Raw genomic sequence first — 16,937 nt, 5'->3', positions numbered from 1 at the left:
ATCAATTTATGTGTTCAATATTTGCTAATAAATGCAGGACCTCCTTATGGTTTTCAACGTAATATTTAGCATGAGATTGCTTATCACCGACTTTAATCGTGATGCTTTGCGGAGGTAGAGCGATAAACATATCTTCGTCGGTTGCATCATCACCAATACAGAGTATAAAATCGGGATTGATTTCATTAACTAAATCAATAGCAGCTTTACCTTTATTTACAAGTTTGTTTTTAATTTCGATTACTTGATCACCATTGATGATCTGTAAATCAAGGACCTGATTTAAATGTCTTAATTCTTGCAGGAGCTCTTGTGCTTGTCTTATACCAAATGCTTTATCTACTTTTCTATAATGCCATGCCAATGAATGCGATTTTTCTTCAATTGAAGAACCAGCAGTACGATCGGTATATCTTTCCAGAATTTGATGTACATCTTTTTTCCAGTTATTGGATAATCCAGGAACAAGATGCCAATTTCGGTTCGGAAAATTGCTCCATATTCCATGTTCCGCAATTAGATAATATGATTTATCTGAGAACCATCGGTCTAGATTATCGTACTTTCTGCCTGAAATAATTATTACGTTATTATTAGGGTCTTGATAAAGCTTATCTAAAACATGATAGACTTCCTCTGTTGGTGAAGCTTTATCAGCATTTTTGTTAAATCCAACTAATGTTCCGTCATAATCTAGAAGGATCAATCTATTATGGCTATTTTTATAATTAACTTTAATGTCCTTTTCTACCTTTTCTCTTACTTTTCTAGCTAATTCATGTTTCTGTTCATTTTTTATTTCATTGAGTCTTTGCATAAAGAGATTAACCCAATGATGTACTGTGAATTTTGACACAATTTCCTGACTTGCCTTAAGCCTTTCTTCTTGTTCCTCCAAAGACATTGTTAGGGCTTCGTATAAAGTTCTGCTTGTACGATGGACAGCATAAGGATTTATTACCAGAGCATCGGATAGTTCTTTAGATGCTCCAGCAAATTCACTAATGACTAAAACACCTGTCGAGTCCTGTTTACTTGCTATATATTCTTTAGAAACGAGGTTCATCCCATCATATAAGGATGTTACCCAACATACATCTGCCGCAGCATATAATGCAGAGAGCATATGAAAAGGTAAAGAATCATAGAAATAGGCAATTGGCTGCCATCCAGGTTTTCCATACACAGAATTTATATTTCCTACTTTTCTATCAATTTCATTTCGAAGTTTCTTATACTGATTGACTTGATCTCTTGAAGGTACAATCAGCATGTATAACACTATATTTCCACTTAATTCGGGGTGGTTTTTTAATAAGATTTCAAAGGATTCCAACCTTTGAAGAATACCTTTGCTATAATCTAATCGGTCAACTGACAGGATGATTTTTTGACCTTGATATAGGGTTTTTAAATGTTTGCTAAATTCCCTTGAGTCTTGAGAAGTTGCCTGCAATTTATATTTTTCATAATCAATACCCATAGGGAATACATCAGCGAGGACTTTTCTTCCTTTTATTTTTAGGTAATTTATATTTACTTGGGAATTAAGGACGCCGGCACATGAATCTAAAAAATTGTCGACATTTTCATAAGTATGAAAACCTATCAAATCAGCCCCTAATAGACCAAGTAAGAGCTCGTCTCTCCAAGGTAACATTTTAAATAGTTCGATGGGGGGGAAGGGAATATGATGAAAATAACCAATACTGCATTCTGGTTTCTCTTCCCTAATAAATTTAGGGACCATCATCAATTGATAATCATGTACCCAGATTCTGGTTTGAGTTTGAATTAAAGGTATTATAGCCTCAGCAAATTTTTTGTTTACTTCCACATAGCTGAGCCAATAATCTTGTTTCAATTCCACATAACTTGGCCTGTAGTGGCAGAGTGGCCATAATATTGCATTTGAAAATCCTTCATAATAACCTTTGATTTCTTTTTCTGTTAGAAATACTGGGATTAAATTAAGTTTTTTTAATTCTTGTTGAATGATTAATGCTTCTTCTTCATTTTTTGGAATAATACCAGGCCATCCAATCCACCATGATCCATTTTCTTTGTAAAATGATCCTAAACCAGTCGCTAAGCCACCTTCACTGGGAGTAAATTTTAGCTTGTTTTTTTTTCTTTCAATTTTAACTGGTAAGCGGTTAGAGATGATTAGAGTACCTGATTCCGGTATATCTAAGTTTTGTACCATATTATTTTAACAACAAAATACTTCAGAAAAAGTTTGTTTTTATTTGTTTAAACACTGAAAATGAGCATAATAAAAAGTAATGTAATTTTTTTATTAATATTTAAAATTATAATCCAATCATTTTAAATCATTTCTTTTAAGCACTTTATTAGATAATGATTATCTTCGAAATAGATAAATTAAATTAATTATATGTGTACTATAGAATTATATTATTGGATAAATCCAAAATTTAATTAATTCCTTAGTAATGGGTTTAATTTTTTTGCTTAAAGCTTGAAAATTAACGAATTATTTTCACTTAATTCTAGTGCAATAATTAAGGGTTTCATGCAATTATTAGCCATTATTATTAACCTGATAGGTATTCAATTAATTAAATAATAAAAAAATGGATTATTTAGTAATAAATTACCTTCAATGTTTTATTTCTTGGAAAAATTAACCAATTAAATGTTCTGTGATTATTTAAATATATTTGAAAATGGAAGGTCTACTTAGTCATTTTATATAAGTAGATATGAGATAAAGTGCAATTATTAACAATATAGTCTATGCTGTGGGCTTATGTAGTCTACAAATTTATTTATTCCCAAACCTTCTGAAAAATTAGTTTTCAGGATTTTATATATGAAGAAGAATGTTTTTGAGATTTGTTTAGCCATTTTCTGTGTAGGCTTAATCCTTCAAATAATTTTTATGACAAAAAAAATTGATTCAACCTTGTCATTAATATTTGGACCTTTACTTTTTTTGGCATATAAGAATCAACAAGGAAAAACAGAACCTTTAAAAGAAGTAGTTCTTCATTTCATCCCCTTTATTATAGTGACTATGTTTTATTTTTTAATAAGGGAATCTAATGAGGCATTATTCAGGCATATCTATTTTATTACAACATTATTATCCATGTTTATTTATCCTTCAATAGTGATTTTTTCCAAAAGAAAATCAAAATCCATACTAAATGAAGGGAATTTAATTCTATTGGAAATTCTGGCAATACTTGGTTTTGCTATTTTCTTTTTTTTGAATATTATTTACATCAACCTATTATCAGATAATTTTTTAAATCTACAAGCACAGCTGGTTATCGTCGCGATAATGCTTATTAATATTGGGGTATTGGCCTGGTTCCTTTTATCTAATAGGTTTATTAAAAAGTATGAAAATGCAGCATCGAAAGGGATTTATAAAAATATTGAATATCCAATTTCTGATTTAGAAATCAAACAAATTCAAATTAAAATTGAAAATGTTATGGATGAAAAAAAAGTATATCTTGATGCTCATTTATCACTAGATCGATTTGCAAAACAATTAGGGATTCCGAAAGATAAATTGGATTTTTTTATAACCAATATATTGGATTCGAATTATGAAGATTGGCTAGCTTCCTATCGCATTAATTATGCAATAGATCTTTTACATACTAATAAAGGCAATTTAAAGCTTGAATATTTGGCGAATTTGAGTGGATTCAATTCAAGGACAGCTTTTAATAAATATTTTAAATATTATGTTGGGGAATCACCTTCAAATTATCGAAATAAATTAATCAAGTAGCGCATGATGGTGTTTTTTATATATTCTGCTATTATAGTTTTATGTGTATTAAGCTATCAAATATACCTGAATTTGCATGTAAAGACATTGTTCGATCAGGTTCTTTCTTATTTAATTCTGACGCTATTGATTCATGTTATTTTTGCCGCCTTATTTAGAGATATAATTCCAGGGTATAAATATGTTGATATTGGCGCACCTTTCGGATTATTATATGGTCCATTTTTATATTTAGGATACTTAGCTTATAAAGTAAAGAAGATTTCAAAAAAAAATATATTTTATCACTCCTTACCATTTTTAATCGCTACTGTGGTATATTTTATTTTTTTAAGTAGTGGATATATTAGGTTTCAATATGGTAAATCATACTATATTGTATTATACAGTCTTTTTGGAATTTCCTGGATATTATATCCAATCATAGTTTTATTAAAAGGAAATGTCTCAGATATACTTCAATTAGATACCAAGAGATTGTACTATTATTTCATTATTCTATTGTTGGTTTTGGCAGCATTTATTATTCCGACAATAATGTCTACTTTTTTTGAAGAGTTTGATGTTGGAAAACCTCTTTCAGGGGTTACTGTATATGTAATTATGATGATTGGGGCAAGTATGATTTATAATTACCTATTTCGATTATTAGTGTCACAGACTTCAGCTGGTAAGTCGGTTAAACCTTTATTGTTAATTAAAGAACAACAACTTACATCGATTAGTAGTAAAATAAATTCTAACCAGAACAAATCACCGTATAAAGAGAGGATTTTAAACTATCTTAATGAAAAGAAATATCTTAATCCGGAATTTAATATAGACATGATGGCAAGGGATTTAAAAATTCCAAGGTCATTAATCTCTCAATTTTTCAAAGATTACTTTAATCAAAATGTTATAAAAACCATTAATTCTTTGAGAATAGAAGAGGTGTGTAAGGAATTAATTAAACCCGAGTTTGACCTTAATATCGATGTACTTGCATTGGAATGCGGCTTTAGTTCCAGAGCTTCCTTTTACAGAAATTTTAGTTTAGAAAAAAAATGTACTCCGATTGAGTTTCGTGAGATGTATCTTGCTAAAATGAATTAATATGAAAAAGCTAAGTTTAATTCTTTTCTTCTTGGTGTTATTAATTCCTTTCGTAGGGTTTTCGCAAGAATCTTCATTCGAAAATAAATTTGTTGAAGCGAGATCCAAATTAATTGCCTTAGATTCTGATGAAGCTTTCCGAATTGCAGATTCCCTATTAAAATCATCCGATACAGAAATCCATAATATAAGGGCTTATAACTTACTTTCCTTCCTTCATAAAAGTGTAGGAACCTATTCACTTGCAATTAATTATGCAAAACATTCTGAGAAATTATCGGAATTATCAGGTATACCAGATTTCAAAGTTAGGACAGCAATTTTATTGGCCTCTATTTATAGAGAAATTGGAGTTTACGAAGAATCTCATAAATATTTGAGAAGCGCAAAAGTTAATCTCAAAGGTGTTAATGATAAATTATCCCTAAACCAATTGTCAAATGAAATTATGCAGGAAGATGCATATAATTTTATTATTGAAAAGCGATATAGTGAAGCAATCGAATTAATGGATGAAGCTGTCTTGCAGAAAGGTTATATTGATAATGAAAATCCATTCTCATTATTGCTTAGATCAAAAAGCCTTATGATTATGGCGGAAAGTTATAAATTGAATGGGGATCAAAATAAAAGTATAGCTTTATTAAAGCAAGTATTAGATGAAATCTATGGTGTGGAAAATTTAATTAGACCATTTACCTTTCAATTGCTATCTGAAGCATATATCAATTTAAATGAATTAGACTCTGCTAGAAATTACCTGGATTTATTAGGACCTTATGTGATTGGGTCTAATAATGTTGAATTAAAAAAACGATATTATTATAGCGAGGCTCAACTCAACAAGTTCAAAGAAGATTACCAACAATCTTTAAATTATATAAATAAATATTATGAATTAGATGAACAAAGGAGAAATGCAGCAGAAATCTTAGGAAATCAAATAGTTAAAAATAGTTATTCAGAAATAAAATTGCTGAAGAGAAATAATACTATAATGATCTTGGTACTTATTTTTATAGTCTGTTTTATGTTTCTGTATTATTTTTTAAGAATCAGGCACAAGTCAAAATTAATTTCTCAAAATGATATAATAAGTAATGATTTGGAACCAACTGTTGAGCCCTTTCTTATAAGCAAGCATATTCCAAAGGATATCTTAAATTTAGATTCTCAGATTTCTTTGGAAACTGAAACCAGGTTAGTTAAGAGATTGAATGAATTAGAAGACGAAAAGTTTTATTTATCGAAGAATATCACATTAAATTCATTAACAAATAAGCTCAATACCAATCAAAAGTATGTCTCTTATATTGTTAGAAAATATAAAAACCAACATTTCAACGATTACATTCAAAATCTTCGCATTCAGTATATTGTCACTCAGTTAGAGAACAATAAAATAATGCTTGATTACAAATTATCATATTTAGCTGATTTAGCAGGCTTTTCTTCCCATAGCAAATTTACCATTGCATTTAAAGCAGTAATGGATATAACTCCATCTCAATTTATTGAGAGGCTAAAAAATACTATATAATCCAAATTGCCAATTTTTCCAATAAAATCCTATTGATTATCATTCTGAAATAAGGTCTTATCTCAATTCAGAAGATTTAATACTCTTCTTCTAAATAATTTTAATATTTCTAAATAGGTATTTTTTATACTTAAATGTTAAAAGTGTTATTATAAGGTTTATTGTGATGGTGGACATTCCTATAAATAGGAGGGTAGACATTTTAATTTTTTCGATCTATTGCTCCTTATTATGATTAAATAATTCAAAATAGTGGGTAAATACTGTCCCAATTTCCAAAATTTAGATAATTCTTATTGAATTTTTTACTGTAATTAGGGCATTTTGCTGATGATTTGACGTCATTTTAAATAAATTTTATCAAAAAGTGTTAAATCCAAAAGATGTCCACCCTTTAAAAGGCTTTAATTTAATATGGAAAAATAGTGCAATTTTTCAATTTTCTGAAAATCAATAATTAAGATGGTCGCATCAATTGGATGGCATTAAAAAATTGAATAACAAATAGTTATGATATTTTAAGACATGTCTTAAAAATATGGTAGAACAAAGTTTTTTATTTTTAAGACATACTTTTTTATAATCTCCATGTATTTTTGATGTATCACATTCGAAGAATTAACCAGCATTTAATGTTTAGCTAATTTTTCAAAATACGATTGCCAACTAACTATTATATTAAATATTAAAGATTATGTATCTAGGCTATTACCTTCAATTTTACCTGTTTTATTTACAGGCGAGATTCTGGAGTTATCCGTTAGTGATAAAGCTTACTATTGTAATAATAGTATCCATAGCAATAGTATTTACAATTAATAAATTGCTTTTCTATTTAGATAGTAAAAGATTTATTCAGAAGGAATCTACTTTGCGGAAATTGAAACTGGAAATTGAATCTACAATTGATAACATCCTTTTTAATAAGGTTGATCTTTCGGAACAAATTGTTTTTTCCACGCTGCAATCGATTTATCCTTTAAAAGGTTCAAGACGGGGATTAAAAATTTTATCGAAATATTTAATTCAAGCCAATTTAAAATCCAAGTTTGGGGAACATGGGTTGAATGATAAAAATTATAATCAGATTCTGAAAACTTTTGGTGTTTTAAATTTTTGGGAGTTAGAATTGGGATCAAAAAATTTAAATAAAATCCATCGAGCAAAAAGAAATTTAGATGATTTAAAACAAGATTATTTTCAACAGCTTCGGATACTATCTACAAGCGAATATAAAATAGATAGCCCTTCTGATAATCCAATAAATGGTTTCTCCGAAAATAATGAACCATATAAATTTCTTGACGAAAGTTTTATAAATGAATTTAATGCTTTAGATGAAATTCTGGTGCATAGATTTTTCTTATCAAAAGCTGAAACAGGGCAATTGCCTTTGTTAAGTAGATGGGTTCGAAATTCAGGAAATATTGCTTTTAAAGTTTTTATGATTAAAGAAATTGGATTTTTTAATCAAAAAGGATGTGCTTCCATAATAGCGGCTCAATTAAGTAAGGAAACAAATAATGACATTATTCTTGCGATTATTGAAACATTGACCTATATGAATTATAGTCAGAGTGAAACGCAAATTTTGGCATGTTACAAGTCAGGTAATTTTAAAGTTAAAAAGTCCATCATTAAATCCATTTCTGCTTTCAAATCAAAGTTTGGGCTTGAATATTTAAATGAGTTATTCTTTGAAACTATCGACGAAGAGTTAAGAAATCATCTATTAAATGCAATGAAAGAAATTCGTGGGGATGAGGAGGAAGAAGGCGCAATGTCTATAAACAGTATCTCAACATTTAATTCAAGTTCATATAGACAAATAAACTATCAATTAAGTTGATAAAAGATTTAAAAAACCACTTTATTATAATATTAACACTATTTATTTTCTATTATGTTTAATAATCCTGCAACAATCAAAAAAGAGTACATGAACCCAGAAACGGAGAATAAAATTCTGGCTGCATTGTCTCAATGGGAGTCTCAAGAAGCATATTTGAATCCTGCATGTTCAATTACTACGGCCTCAAAGGAAATAGGATGTAATTCAAAGTACCTATCCTTTGTAGTCAATAGGAACAAAAAAATTGATTTTCCTAATTATGTAAATAATTTAAGATTGGATTTCTTAAATAATTACTTAAGAACAGTAGAAGAAGCAAGAAACTTTAAGTTGACTTATTTAGCAGCATTATCTGGATTTTCATCCTATGGAAAATTTGCTAAAAGCATTAAGGATCGTACAGGTTTCAATCCAACCCAATTCATCGTATTTTTTGATGAAAAAATTGCTTAAGGCAAAATTCAATCCTAAAGCTAGAGATCTCTGGCTTTAGGATTTGGATATTTAGTGGATAGACCCTGTCATTAATAATCCTCTTATGGTTTTTACTGTAACCAACAATTGTCCATAATGTCTTTGGGCATGCTCTGCGGCATGAAAAAGTAATCCTATTTGGGTGGTAGGGATTTGTTTTCTACCTAAAAATCTTTCTTCCATTAAAGTTAAAGGATCAATTTTCTTTATTTCTTCTATTGAATAAAGAATTCTATCCTCTAGATTTTGCTTTAAAATTTGGATTGTTATTTTTTCATCGAATTTTCCTTCTGAGGCTAAATAATCAAATTGTTCCTGGATTAATCCCTTACTTTTAGAATAAGTAAACATTCTATCTGTTACACCTACAATATGTTGTAAGTGAAAAGCAATGGAGGCTATGGAGAAAGGTTTGATCCAGATATAAGGCTCCAAATCATCGGTTATTAATTTTTGAACATCTTCATTTACTTGCAGCAAAGCATGCGCTACTGGCTGTAATAATATCGGAATTTCGGGAATTGGTCCACGCATCCATACTTCATTTTCCATACATCTAGGATTGTGAAATAGATTTATCACCAAAAGTTACTAATACCATTCCTACTATAATTATTAAAGACCCCAAAATTTGTATCCAACTTAAGGGTTGTTTAAACCAAAGTGCCATTGCTAATTGAACGGTTAGAAATGTTCCTCCTGAACATAAGGCAATTACTATTGGTTGAGGGACAGTTTTGAAAAGTTGGATTAAAAACCAAGAGGCAGACAGCAAAATGATATTACCTGCAATTAATGCAATCCATTGGTATTTAGGTTGTATTCCACCATATTTAAAAATAATACTGGAACTGATTTGACAAAACCAAAAAGCGGCAAAAAAAAGAATCTTCATAAGGATTTATTATTCCTTATGAAGATAAAATTTATTTGATAAAAAATAAAGATTTCAATTCATCTCTAATAATTTTTAGAATTGATTTCCAAAGGATTTTTAATCTCTACTCACAGTTCCGCCAGATGATTTATTAATATCCTTAGTAGTTGGATTTCCTGAATAAACCACTTTAGCACCTGAGGATACATTGGCATCAATAGAATTAATTACTTTAATATTTAATACGGCACCGGAACTACCATTAACCTCTAAAGTTGAAGTTTTAAAATTATTTAATAAAGCTTTTCCATTAGATGACATATTAACTTTCAGTTGCTTTGACATGCCACTTAAAGTAACTTCTCCGGCACTACTGGTATTGATTGACAATTTTTCTGACATCAGATCACTATTCATTTTACCCGCGGAACTTAAATTGAGTGTTGTATTGTTAGCTGTAATTTTACCAGTTTTTAATTTTCCTGCCGAAGAAATATCTGCTGAGAAATCAGAGACATCTATTGCATCTAGGATTTCTAGATTCCCTGCAGAACTTAAATTAATTGAATTGATAACTGAATTGCTGTAAACAGTTACTTTTAAAGTATTAGCATTCCTAATTTCACTTCCATTTTTAACCTTAATTTGAAGATTTCCATTGCGAACATTTGTTTCTATTTTTGGAAGTATATCTTCCCTTGAAACATCAACAACCACTTCATTTTTTGAAGATTTAATAAATTTAGCCTGAATGCCAGATGCTACTGAAATTCCAGAAATTTTACTGATTTTCCTAGTTTCCTTATGTTGCGCATTAGAAAAAGAGACAATAGCTAATAATAATAGGGTTAATAAACTTTTCATCTTTAAATATTTTATTGGTTTGAACAGGGTTGTTCCTGTAATTTCTATTCTAAATTTAAAACATATTTCCTGAAAAATAGAAATTAATTAAGTCATTGAATTGGTTAATTCAATCGTTAATTAGAATCTTCAGCATTTAAGGATCAATAAAATTGTATATTTAAAGTTCATATTAGGTGTTCATGACTATTCTAAATTATTTTAAGGAACTATATCATATCAATGATGAATTAGAAAGGTTTTTTGATTCAATAATTGTAGTAAAAGACTTCTCAAAGGGCGAAACAATATTTGAACCAGGAAGCTACTTAAAATATATATACTTCGTTGAAAGTGGGTTTACAAGAATATACTATTATAAAAATAAGAGGGATATAACTCATTATTTCTTTGGTCCCAATACATTCAGCACTGGAATTGAAAGTTTATTTTATAAAAAACCTTCTTTATTTGGATTACAAGCTTTGGCACCTTCTAAAATATGTTTAATTCCATTTGAGCCAATTGAAGAATTAGCAAAAACAGACATCACAATAAATAAAATTATACAAAAGGTTCTCATGGATTCCTTAATAAGTTTTTCAAACCGATTCTATAACTCGCAATTTGAAACTGCACATGAAAGGTATTCAGCATTAATAGATGACAATCCTGAACTATTTCAAAATGCTTCTTTAGGCCATATAGCATCCTATCTTGGTATATCGCAACAAACCCTTTCTGTGATTAGAGGAATAAAATAAATTCCTCAGATTTTATTAACTTCAATGTTTTCTTTCTAATTAACAACTAATTAGAAGCATTTTTCCATATAACTCTCATATACTTTTCCAATTTCATTTTTTAAGATATCTGAAATTTATTGTCCTGAAACACTTGCACCTTTGTCTTGTTAAAAGAAAAAAGTCAAACTGATTTAATATGGAAAATAAATTTCAAAAAACCATTTCTAGTCTTGCATTAATCTTATTGGCTGGATTAAATGCCTATAGCCAAGAAGGGTTGGAAGGCTTTAAAATGCCTGTTGAAAAAGCTGTTTATCACAATAAATCCTTGATAAATGCTAATCTTGAGAATCAAAAAGTAGCATTAGAAAGAGATCATGTAAAAGGTAAATTATTGCCGACAGTATACGCTAATGCGATGTACGGCTACATCAATAGTAATATAGATATAGATTTGCCGACGAAAACCCTTCCTCTATTAGGTTCAACAATTTTCGATGGATCACAGCGCATGAATCTTTCCACGCAAGTTGGACTGGCAGGGGTGACAGCAACTCAGGTTATTTTCAGCGGGCTTCAGATTACTAATGGTCAAAAAGCTTTAGAACAGAAGTTCAAAGCACAGGAACTTATGACTGAAGCAGGTTACGATCAATTAGCACAAGAAGTTATGACAAGCTTTGATCAATTAATGCTTTTAAAAGAAGTGGATCTGCTGATTACCGATTCCGAAAAGAGATTAAATAAAGAGCATGAAAAGGTAATAAAAGGTATTGAAAATGGATTTGCAATTCCTTATGACAGAGACAAGATCAAATTGGCGATGTTGGAATTGGAGAGTAAAAAAGCTGAAGTTCAAAGTAACCGAGAATTATTGCTATATAAGCTTCAGGAATTGACAGGAATGTCACAAGAAGACCTAAATTCTATTACGTACAAATTAAAAGTGTTGAATTTAGATTTAGATTCCGCAATGCAAATGAATAGGAAAGAGTTAGATGCCTTGGAAGCTTCCCAAAAAGCTTATGAATTTGTTCTGAAAAAAGAAAAGGGTGCTAAATTACCTCAGGTATTCGCTTTTGGAAATATTTCTTATTTCAATGCTTTTAATACGGATATGACTATAAAGGATTTACCAAAAATTGGCAATTTAAAAATGGAGTCCAATCATTTGATGATGGCACCTAATTATGCCTTAGGTGTGGGGGTAAAATGGACCATTTTTGAAGGTAAAACTCATAAGACTGCAATCGATAAAGCAAAAATTGATATTCAGATCAATGAGAATAAACTTGCTGATACTAAAGAAAAGCTTTCATTATTACAACGCAAAACTGAAGTTGATTACAATTTAGCAAATAAGAAAATTGAAGTTAGCAATCAGCAAGTTGAAATTTCTAAAAATAACCTTCACCTAGCGTCGCGCCAATTTGAAGAAGGGTTGACCGACGTAACAGAGCGTTTAGAAGCTGAAAACGAATATTACAAGCAGTCTTTAGGATTTTATAATCAAGTATTAAGTCAAAGAATGGCAGCAACTGAGTTATTAAAAGCTAATGGAAACCTTTACCAAACCATCACTAAATAATCATGAAAAATATTTTATACACTATTGCAGGGTTTGTATTGCTACAAAGCTGCACAGGAAATAAGCAAACTAAAGAATTAAAACTAGAAGGAAAAATTGAACGTGATCAGATTGCTGTTACGACTAAAATTCCGGGAAAAATTCAGAAAATTAATGTGGAAGTAGGCCAAAATGTCCATAAAGGGGATACACTGGTTATTTTGGAGCTTCCAGAAGTAACTGCCAAATCTATCCAAGCTGAAGGGGCATTAGCTTCCGCACAAGCTCAATATGATATGGCCGTGAAAGGAGCAACTGATGGACAAATGAAACAGCTCCACGCCAAAGTAAATGGCCTTAAGGAACAATTTGATTTTGCTCAGAAATCCTTGGACCGTATGAATAATTTATTGAAGGACTCCTTGATTTCGCAACAAAAATATGATGAGATCTATGCAAAATACCAAGGTGCAAAAAATCAATATTTAGCTGCGGAAGCTGAATTAGCAGATGTTCAGCACGGTGCTCGAATAGAGCAACAAAAAATGGCATTGGGGCAAAAGGAAAGAGCGTTGGGTGCAGTGGACGAGGTTAATGTAGCAGCGAAAGAAAGATACATAATTGCGCCCCAGGATATGAGTATTGAAAATATAAACCTTCAAGTAGGAGAGTTGGCATTGGCAGGTTACAGCTTAATATCGGGATATTTAAATGATGCAACTTTTTTCAGAGTTACAATTCCAGAAAGCAAAATAAAAGTGTTTGATAAAGGCGAACAGAAGACCTTAATAATTCCATATTTAGAAAATAAAGAATTACAGGCTACTGTTGAATCGATCAAACCCTTAAGTTCATATGCGAATATTTCAACTGCATATCCTGATTTTGAGGAACAAGAATCATTGTTTGAAGTTCATTTAAAGCCAATAAATGTTCAGGAATCTAAAGAGTTATTAACTAAGGCTAGTTTCATTGTTAAACAAAACTAAACCATGAAAAATTTTTGGAGTTTGATAAAAAGAGAATTTCGCCTGTTTTTCCAAAATAAGGTCCTTCTGGTTCTTTTTCTGGGTGCTCCCGTTTTGTATGGCGTTTTGGTGGGTGGAGTTTATAAAAAAGGAAAAGTAACTCATTTACCGATAATAGTGGTAGATGAGGACAGGAGCCCATTAAGTAGACAATTGATAGATATGTTCTCTGAAAGCGAGGTGATTTATGTTGCTAAGGTCCTTAATGATCCTTTTCAGGCAAAGGAAGAGGCGATGAAAACAGAATCGACTGTGGTAGTTCAGATTCCTAGGAATTTTTCATCCGACATTAATTATAATAGATCCACAGAATTAACATTATTTGTCAATGCTTCAAATACTTTGACATCAAACTATGCAATGATGGCGGTAAATGTTGCCGCTTCTACATTAAAAGCCGGTGTACAGATTAAAGCTCAGCAAAAAAAAGGTGTTCCTGAGTTTGTTGCATCTAAGCAATATGAACCCTTTAAGATTACCATGATTAAACAGAATATCCGAAGTGGAAACTACTTGTATTTTATGCTTCCTGGAGTTCTATTGACTGTTTTGCAACAAGTAATGATGTTGGGTTTAGCTTTGAGCTTTTCCTCTGAATTTGAAAAGGGAACATTTAGTGAATTGGTAAAAAAATCAAACAATGTATTTATACTGATTTTAGTAAAAATACTTCCATATATATTAATGTCTTTGTTAATATTCGTTTTATATTACCTATTCTCAATCTGGTACCGAATGCCACTTTCCATTAATGGATGGGCATTTATTGGGTCTACTTTTCTTTTCTTATTGGCTGTAAGTTTTATTGGTATTTTGGTAAGTATTGCAATTCCTTCTCAATTAAAAGCTACAGAAATCCTGATGGTTATTGCCACACCTAGTTTTATATTAAGTGGATTTACTTGGCCATTGAGTCAAATGCCTGAATGGGTTGTAGGAATTGCGAAAATGATTCCTTTAACGCATTACTTGCAAATATTTAGGACTCTATTAATTGAAAAAGGATCCGCAGAATATGTTCAAAATTCAATAATTGGATTAACGGTGATTGCTACAATAACATTCATAGCATCTATAATTCTTTTGCAGATAAAAATTAACAAGATAAAAAAAGAAACACGGGTTATAGATCTAGTTTAACTTTTTCTTTTAACACTAACCTAGTAGGCATTGGATCTTTGATTCAGTGCCTCGTGTTTTTAAACAAAAAGGCCAGGAAATATCCTGACCTTTTAAATATTTTTGTTCTTCCGGAATTTTATTCCTTAGCTTTCAATTCAAAGCTACCTTCATTTCCAGGTGATCCAGAATAAATCTGGCCTTGGGGCATCCCCCGCAATCCAGGTTGAGACATTGAAATCCTGCTATAAATTTGTCCAATCTCACTTGTAGGATTTACTCTTAAACCACCAGGTTGAACATCGACAAATAAATAATTTGTTGCTTTCTTATCTTTTGTTTGGGGTGTGATACCCGCTGGATCGTAGCTGATGACAACTTTACCACCGTTGCCATTTGGGAATGTTTTTGTGCCATTGAAGGCATCTATTCCTCTCGCAATTACAAATAGAGATCCTAATTTATTGATGTTAATATCCAAATCAATGTTTGTAGCATTGTTCTTACTATCTTGGCCGGTGATTACAGCATTTTTTCCTATTTCAGCATAACCAACTTCTAACTTAACATCTTTCTTCGCATAAAATTCCAATTTGGACTTATCCTTCATAATCAATGTGTCTATTTTTAAGACCATTGATGAATCCCCTCTATTAAAACTCTTTTTTTCTTTTTTGCCAAGTTCTAATCGCGATATATGTTGAACTTCTTGAGCATTCGACAAGATCGCTCCGAACAATAAAATGACACTTAATATATATTTCATTACAGTTTCCTCCTTCTATTAGGACAATAAAAAAAGGAAATAGTTTAACTATTTCCTTGCATATACTTAACAATCAATTTTGCAGTTTTTTCGGATGCACCTGGTGTGCCCATTTTTTCATGTAGAATATCATAGTTTTCTAAAACACTTGCTCTATGTTTTGGGTCAGATATCAATCTTCCTAATTCATCTGCAATATTCCCTGTAGTACATTCACCTTGGATAAGTTCAATGACAGAAAGGTAGTCATTAATTAAGTTTACTAAGGATATGAATTTAACCTTTACTAATTTCCTGGCAATCATAACCGTAATCGGATTTGCCTTATAGACAACTACCTGAGGAATTCTTAATAAAGCTGTTTCAAGAGTAGCAGTACCACTGGTTACAGCTGCAGCTTCAGCATTTTTTAGCAAGTCATAAGTTTGGTCAAAAACAACTTTAATATCATAGTCTCCAATATATCTTTGGTATAGACTAATATCAAAATTTGGAGCTCCGGCAATAACAAACTGATGTCTTGGAAATCTATCGTATAATCCTACCATTTCTGGAAGTAAATGTTCAATTTCCATTTTACGGCTACCAGGAAGAAGTGCTATTATTGGACTTTCATCTAAACCATTCTTTTCTCTAAAATCAGGTTGAAATTTATAGGTAGAAATTGCATCCAATAGGGGATTGCCAACATAATCTACATGGTAATGGAATTGCTTATAAAATTTTACTTCAAATGGAAGGATACAGAACATATGATCAACCAATTTCTTGATTTTGTAAACTCTTTTTTGATTCCAAGCCCAGATTTTTGGTGATATATAATAATTTACCTTTATGCCCAGTTTCTTAGCATATTCAGCAATTTTCATGTTAAATCCAGGGAAATCAATAAGTACCACGGTGTCAGGTTGAACCTTTAATATATCAGCCTTTACTTTTTTAAGGTTTTTGGCTATACTTTTTAGATTCATTAGAACTTCTACAAACCCCATAAATGCCATCTCTGAGGTATGAATCAAAACCGGATTACCAGAGGCTTCTTGCATTTGGTCTCCACCTACAATATAAAATTCAGCATCCGGATCTTCTATTTTAAGAGCTTTAATCAAGTTTGCCCCATGTAAATCTCCAGATGTTTCTCCTGCTATAATATAATATTTCATTGTTCTAATTAAGCTTTAAATATAATGATTCTTATATGCATGATGCAATTTTATGCCAAAATGCATACAAAATAAGAAGGTGACCATTTCTGATC

The 16,937-nt window shown here is 30.8% G+C and carries 15 protein-coding genes; 9 read left to right on the top strand and 6 right to left on the bottom strand.

Going from position 1 to position 16,937, the window contains the following annotated elements; translation table 11 throughout:
- Position 1: 1 nt before the first annotated feature.
- Positions 2–2,206: a bifunctional alpha,alpha-trehalose-phosphate synthase (UDP-forming)/trehalose-phosphatase gene (locus E0Y80_RS18565; RefSeq protein ID WP_156309154.1), complete on the bottom strand. Its 2,205-nt coding sequence runs from the start codon at positions 2,204–2,206 to the stop codon at positions 2–4.
- A gap of 699 nt (positions 2,207–2,905) precedes the next feature.
- On the opposite strand from E0Y80_RS18565, the gene E0Y80_RS18560 reads away from it, so the two are divergent.
- The 5 genes from E0Y80_RS18560 (at position 2,906) to E0Y80_RS18540 (ending at position 8,712) form a co-directional block, all read left to right on the top strand.
- Positions 2,906–3,772: a helix-turn-helix domain-containing protein gene (locus E0Y80_RS18560; protein ID WP_197091676.1), complete on the top strand. Its 867-nt coding sequence runs from the start codon at positions 2,906–2,908 to the stop codon at positions 3,770–3,772.
- 126 nt (positions 3,773–3,898) lie between these two features.
- Entirely contained in the window at positions 3,899–4,867 is a 969-nt protein-coding gene (locus E0Y80_RS18555) for a helix-turn-helix domain-containing protein (protein WP_197091675.1), read from the top strand.
- Between the two features lies 1 nt (position 4,868).
- Positions 4,869–6,407, top strand: coding sequence for a helix-turn-helix domain-containing protein (locus E0Y80_RS18550; protein ID WP_156309151.1), 1,539 nt, complete (start codon positions 4,869–4,871; stop codon positions 6,405–6,407).
- Between the two features lie 880 nt (positions 6,408–7,287).
- Positions 7,288–8,256 carry a hypothetical protein gene (locus E0Y80_RS18545; protein ID WP_156309150.1) on the top strand — a complete coding sequence of 323 codons (969 nt, stop codon included), beginning with the start codon at positions 7,288–7,290 and terminating at the stop codon, positions 8,254–8,256.
- A 54-nt stretch (positions 8,257–8,310) separates the two neighbouring features.
- A complete protein-coding gene (locus E0Y80_RS18540; protein WP_156309149.1) occupies positions 8,311–8,712 on the top strand; it encodes a helix-turn-helix domain-containing protein in 402 nt (133 codons plus the stop codon).
- 51 nt (positions 8,713–8,763) lie between these two features.
- Here E0Y80_RS18540 and E0Y80_RS18535 read toward each other — a convergent pair whose 3' ends face one another.
- The 3 genes from E0Y80_RS18535 to E0Y80_RS18525 form a co-directional block, all read right to left on the bottom strand.
- On the bottom strand, positions 8,764–9,285 hold the full coding sequence (locus E0Y80_RS18535) for a DinB family protein (RefSeq protein ID WP_156309148.1): 522 nt from the start codon (positions 9,283–9,285) through the stop codon (positions 8,764–8,766).
- Positions 9,286–9,289: 4 nt separating this feature from the next.
- Positions 9,290–9,628 (bottom strand): DMT family transporter, encoded by a 339-nt coding sequence (locus tag E0Y80_RS18530; protein ID WP_156309147.1) that lies wholly within the window; start codon positions 9,626–9,628, stop codon positions 9,290–9,292.
- Positions 9,629–9,727: 99 nt separating this feature from the next.
- Positions 9,728–10,474: a GIN domain-containing protein gene (locus E0Y80_RS18525; RefSeq protein WP_156309146.1), complete on the bottom strand. Its 747-nt coding sequence runs from the start codon at positions 10,472–10,474 to the stop codon at positions 9,728–9,730.
- A 182-nt stretch (positions 10,475–10,656) separates the two neighbouring features.
- Between E0Y80_RS18525 and E0Y80_RS18520 the strand changes: the two genes are divergently transcribed.
- The 4 genes from E0Y80_RS18520 to E0Y80_RS18505 all read left to right on the top strand — a co-directional run bounded on the left by E0Y80_RS18520 (position 10,657) and on the right by E0Y80_RS18505 (position 14,934).
- Positions 10,657–11,217 carry a Crp/Fnr family transcriptional regulator gene (locus E0Y80_RS18520; protein WP_156309145.1) on the top strand — a complete coding sequence of 187 codons (561 nt, stop codon included), beginning with the start codon at positions 10,657–10,659 and terminating at the stop codon, positions 11,215–11,217.
- Positions 11,218–11,395: 178 nt separating this feature from the next.
- A complete protein-coding gene (locus tag E0Y80_RS18515) occupies positions 11,396–12,787 on the top strand; it encodes a TolC family protein (protein ID WP_156309144.1) in 1,392 nt (463 codons plus the stop codon).
- Positions 12,788–12,789: 2 nt separating this feature from the next.
- Entirely contained in the window at positions 12,790–13,755 is a 966-nt protein-coding gene (locus E0Y80_RS18510) for an HlyD family secretion protein (protein ID WP_156309143.1), read from the top strand.
- Positions 13,756–13,758: 3 nt separating this feature from the next.
- Complete coding sequence (locus E0Y80_RS18505) at positions 13,759–14,934, top strand: ABC transporter permease (protein WP_156309142.1); 1,176 nt, start codon at positions 13,759–13,761, stop codon at positions 14,932–14,934.
- A gap of 118 nt (positions 14,935–15,052) precedes the next feature.
- Here the strand turns inward: E0Y80_RS18505 and E0Y80_RS18500 are convergent, their stop codons facing one another.
- The gene (locus E0Y80_RS18500; protein WP_156309141.1) at positions 15,053–15,679 is read right to left on the bottom strand and encodes a hypothetical protein; all 627 of its coding nucleotides are present in this window, start codon (positions 15,677–15,679) and stop codon (positions 15,053–15,055) included.
- A 44-nt stretch (positions 15,680–15,723) separates the two neighbouring features.
- Entirely contained in the window at positions 15,724–16,842 is a 1,119-nt protein-coding gene (gene lpxB, locus E0Y80_RS18495; RefSeq protein ID WP_156309140.1) for a lipid-A-disaccharide synthase, read from the bottom strand.
- Positions 16,843–16,937 lie beyond the last annotated feature (95 nt).

The organism is Sphingobacterium endophyticum, from assembly GCF_009733535.1.
Classification (GTDB): Bacteria; Bacteroidota; Bacteroidia; order Sphingobacteriales; family Sphingobacteriaceae; genus Sphingobacterium; species Sphingobacterium endophyticum.
This window is presented reverse-complemented; position numbering and strand designations above follow the sequence as displayed.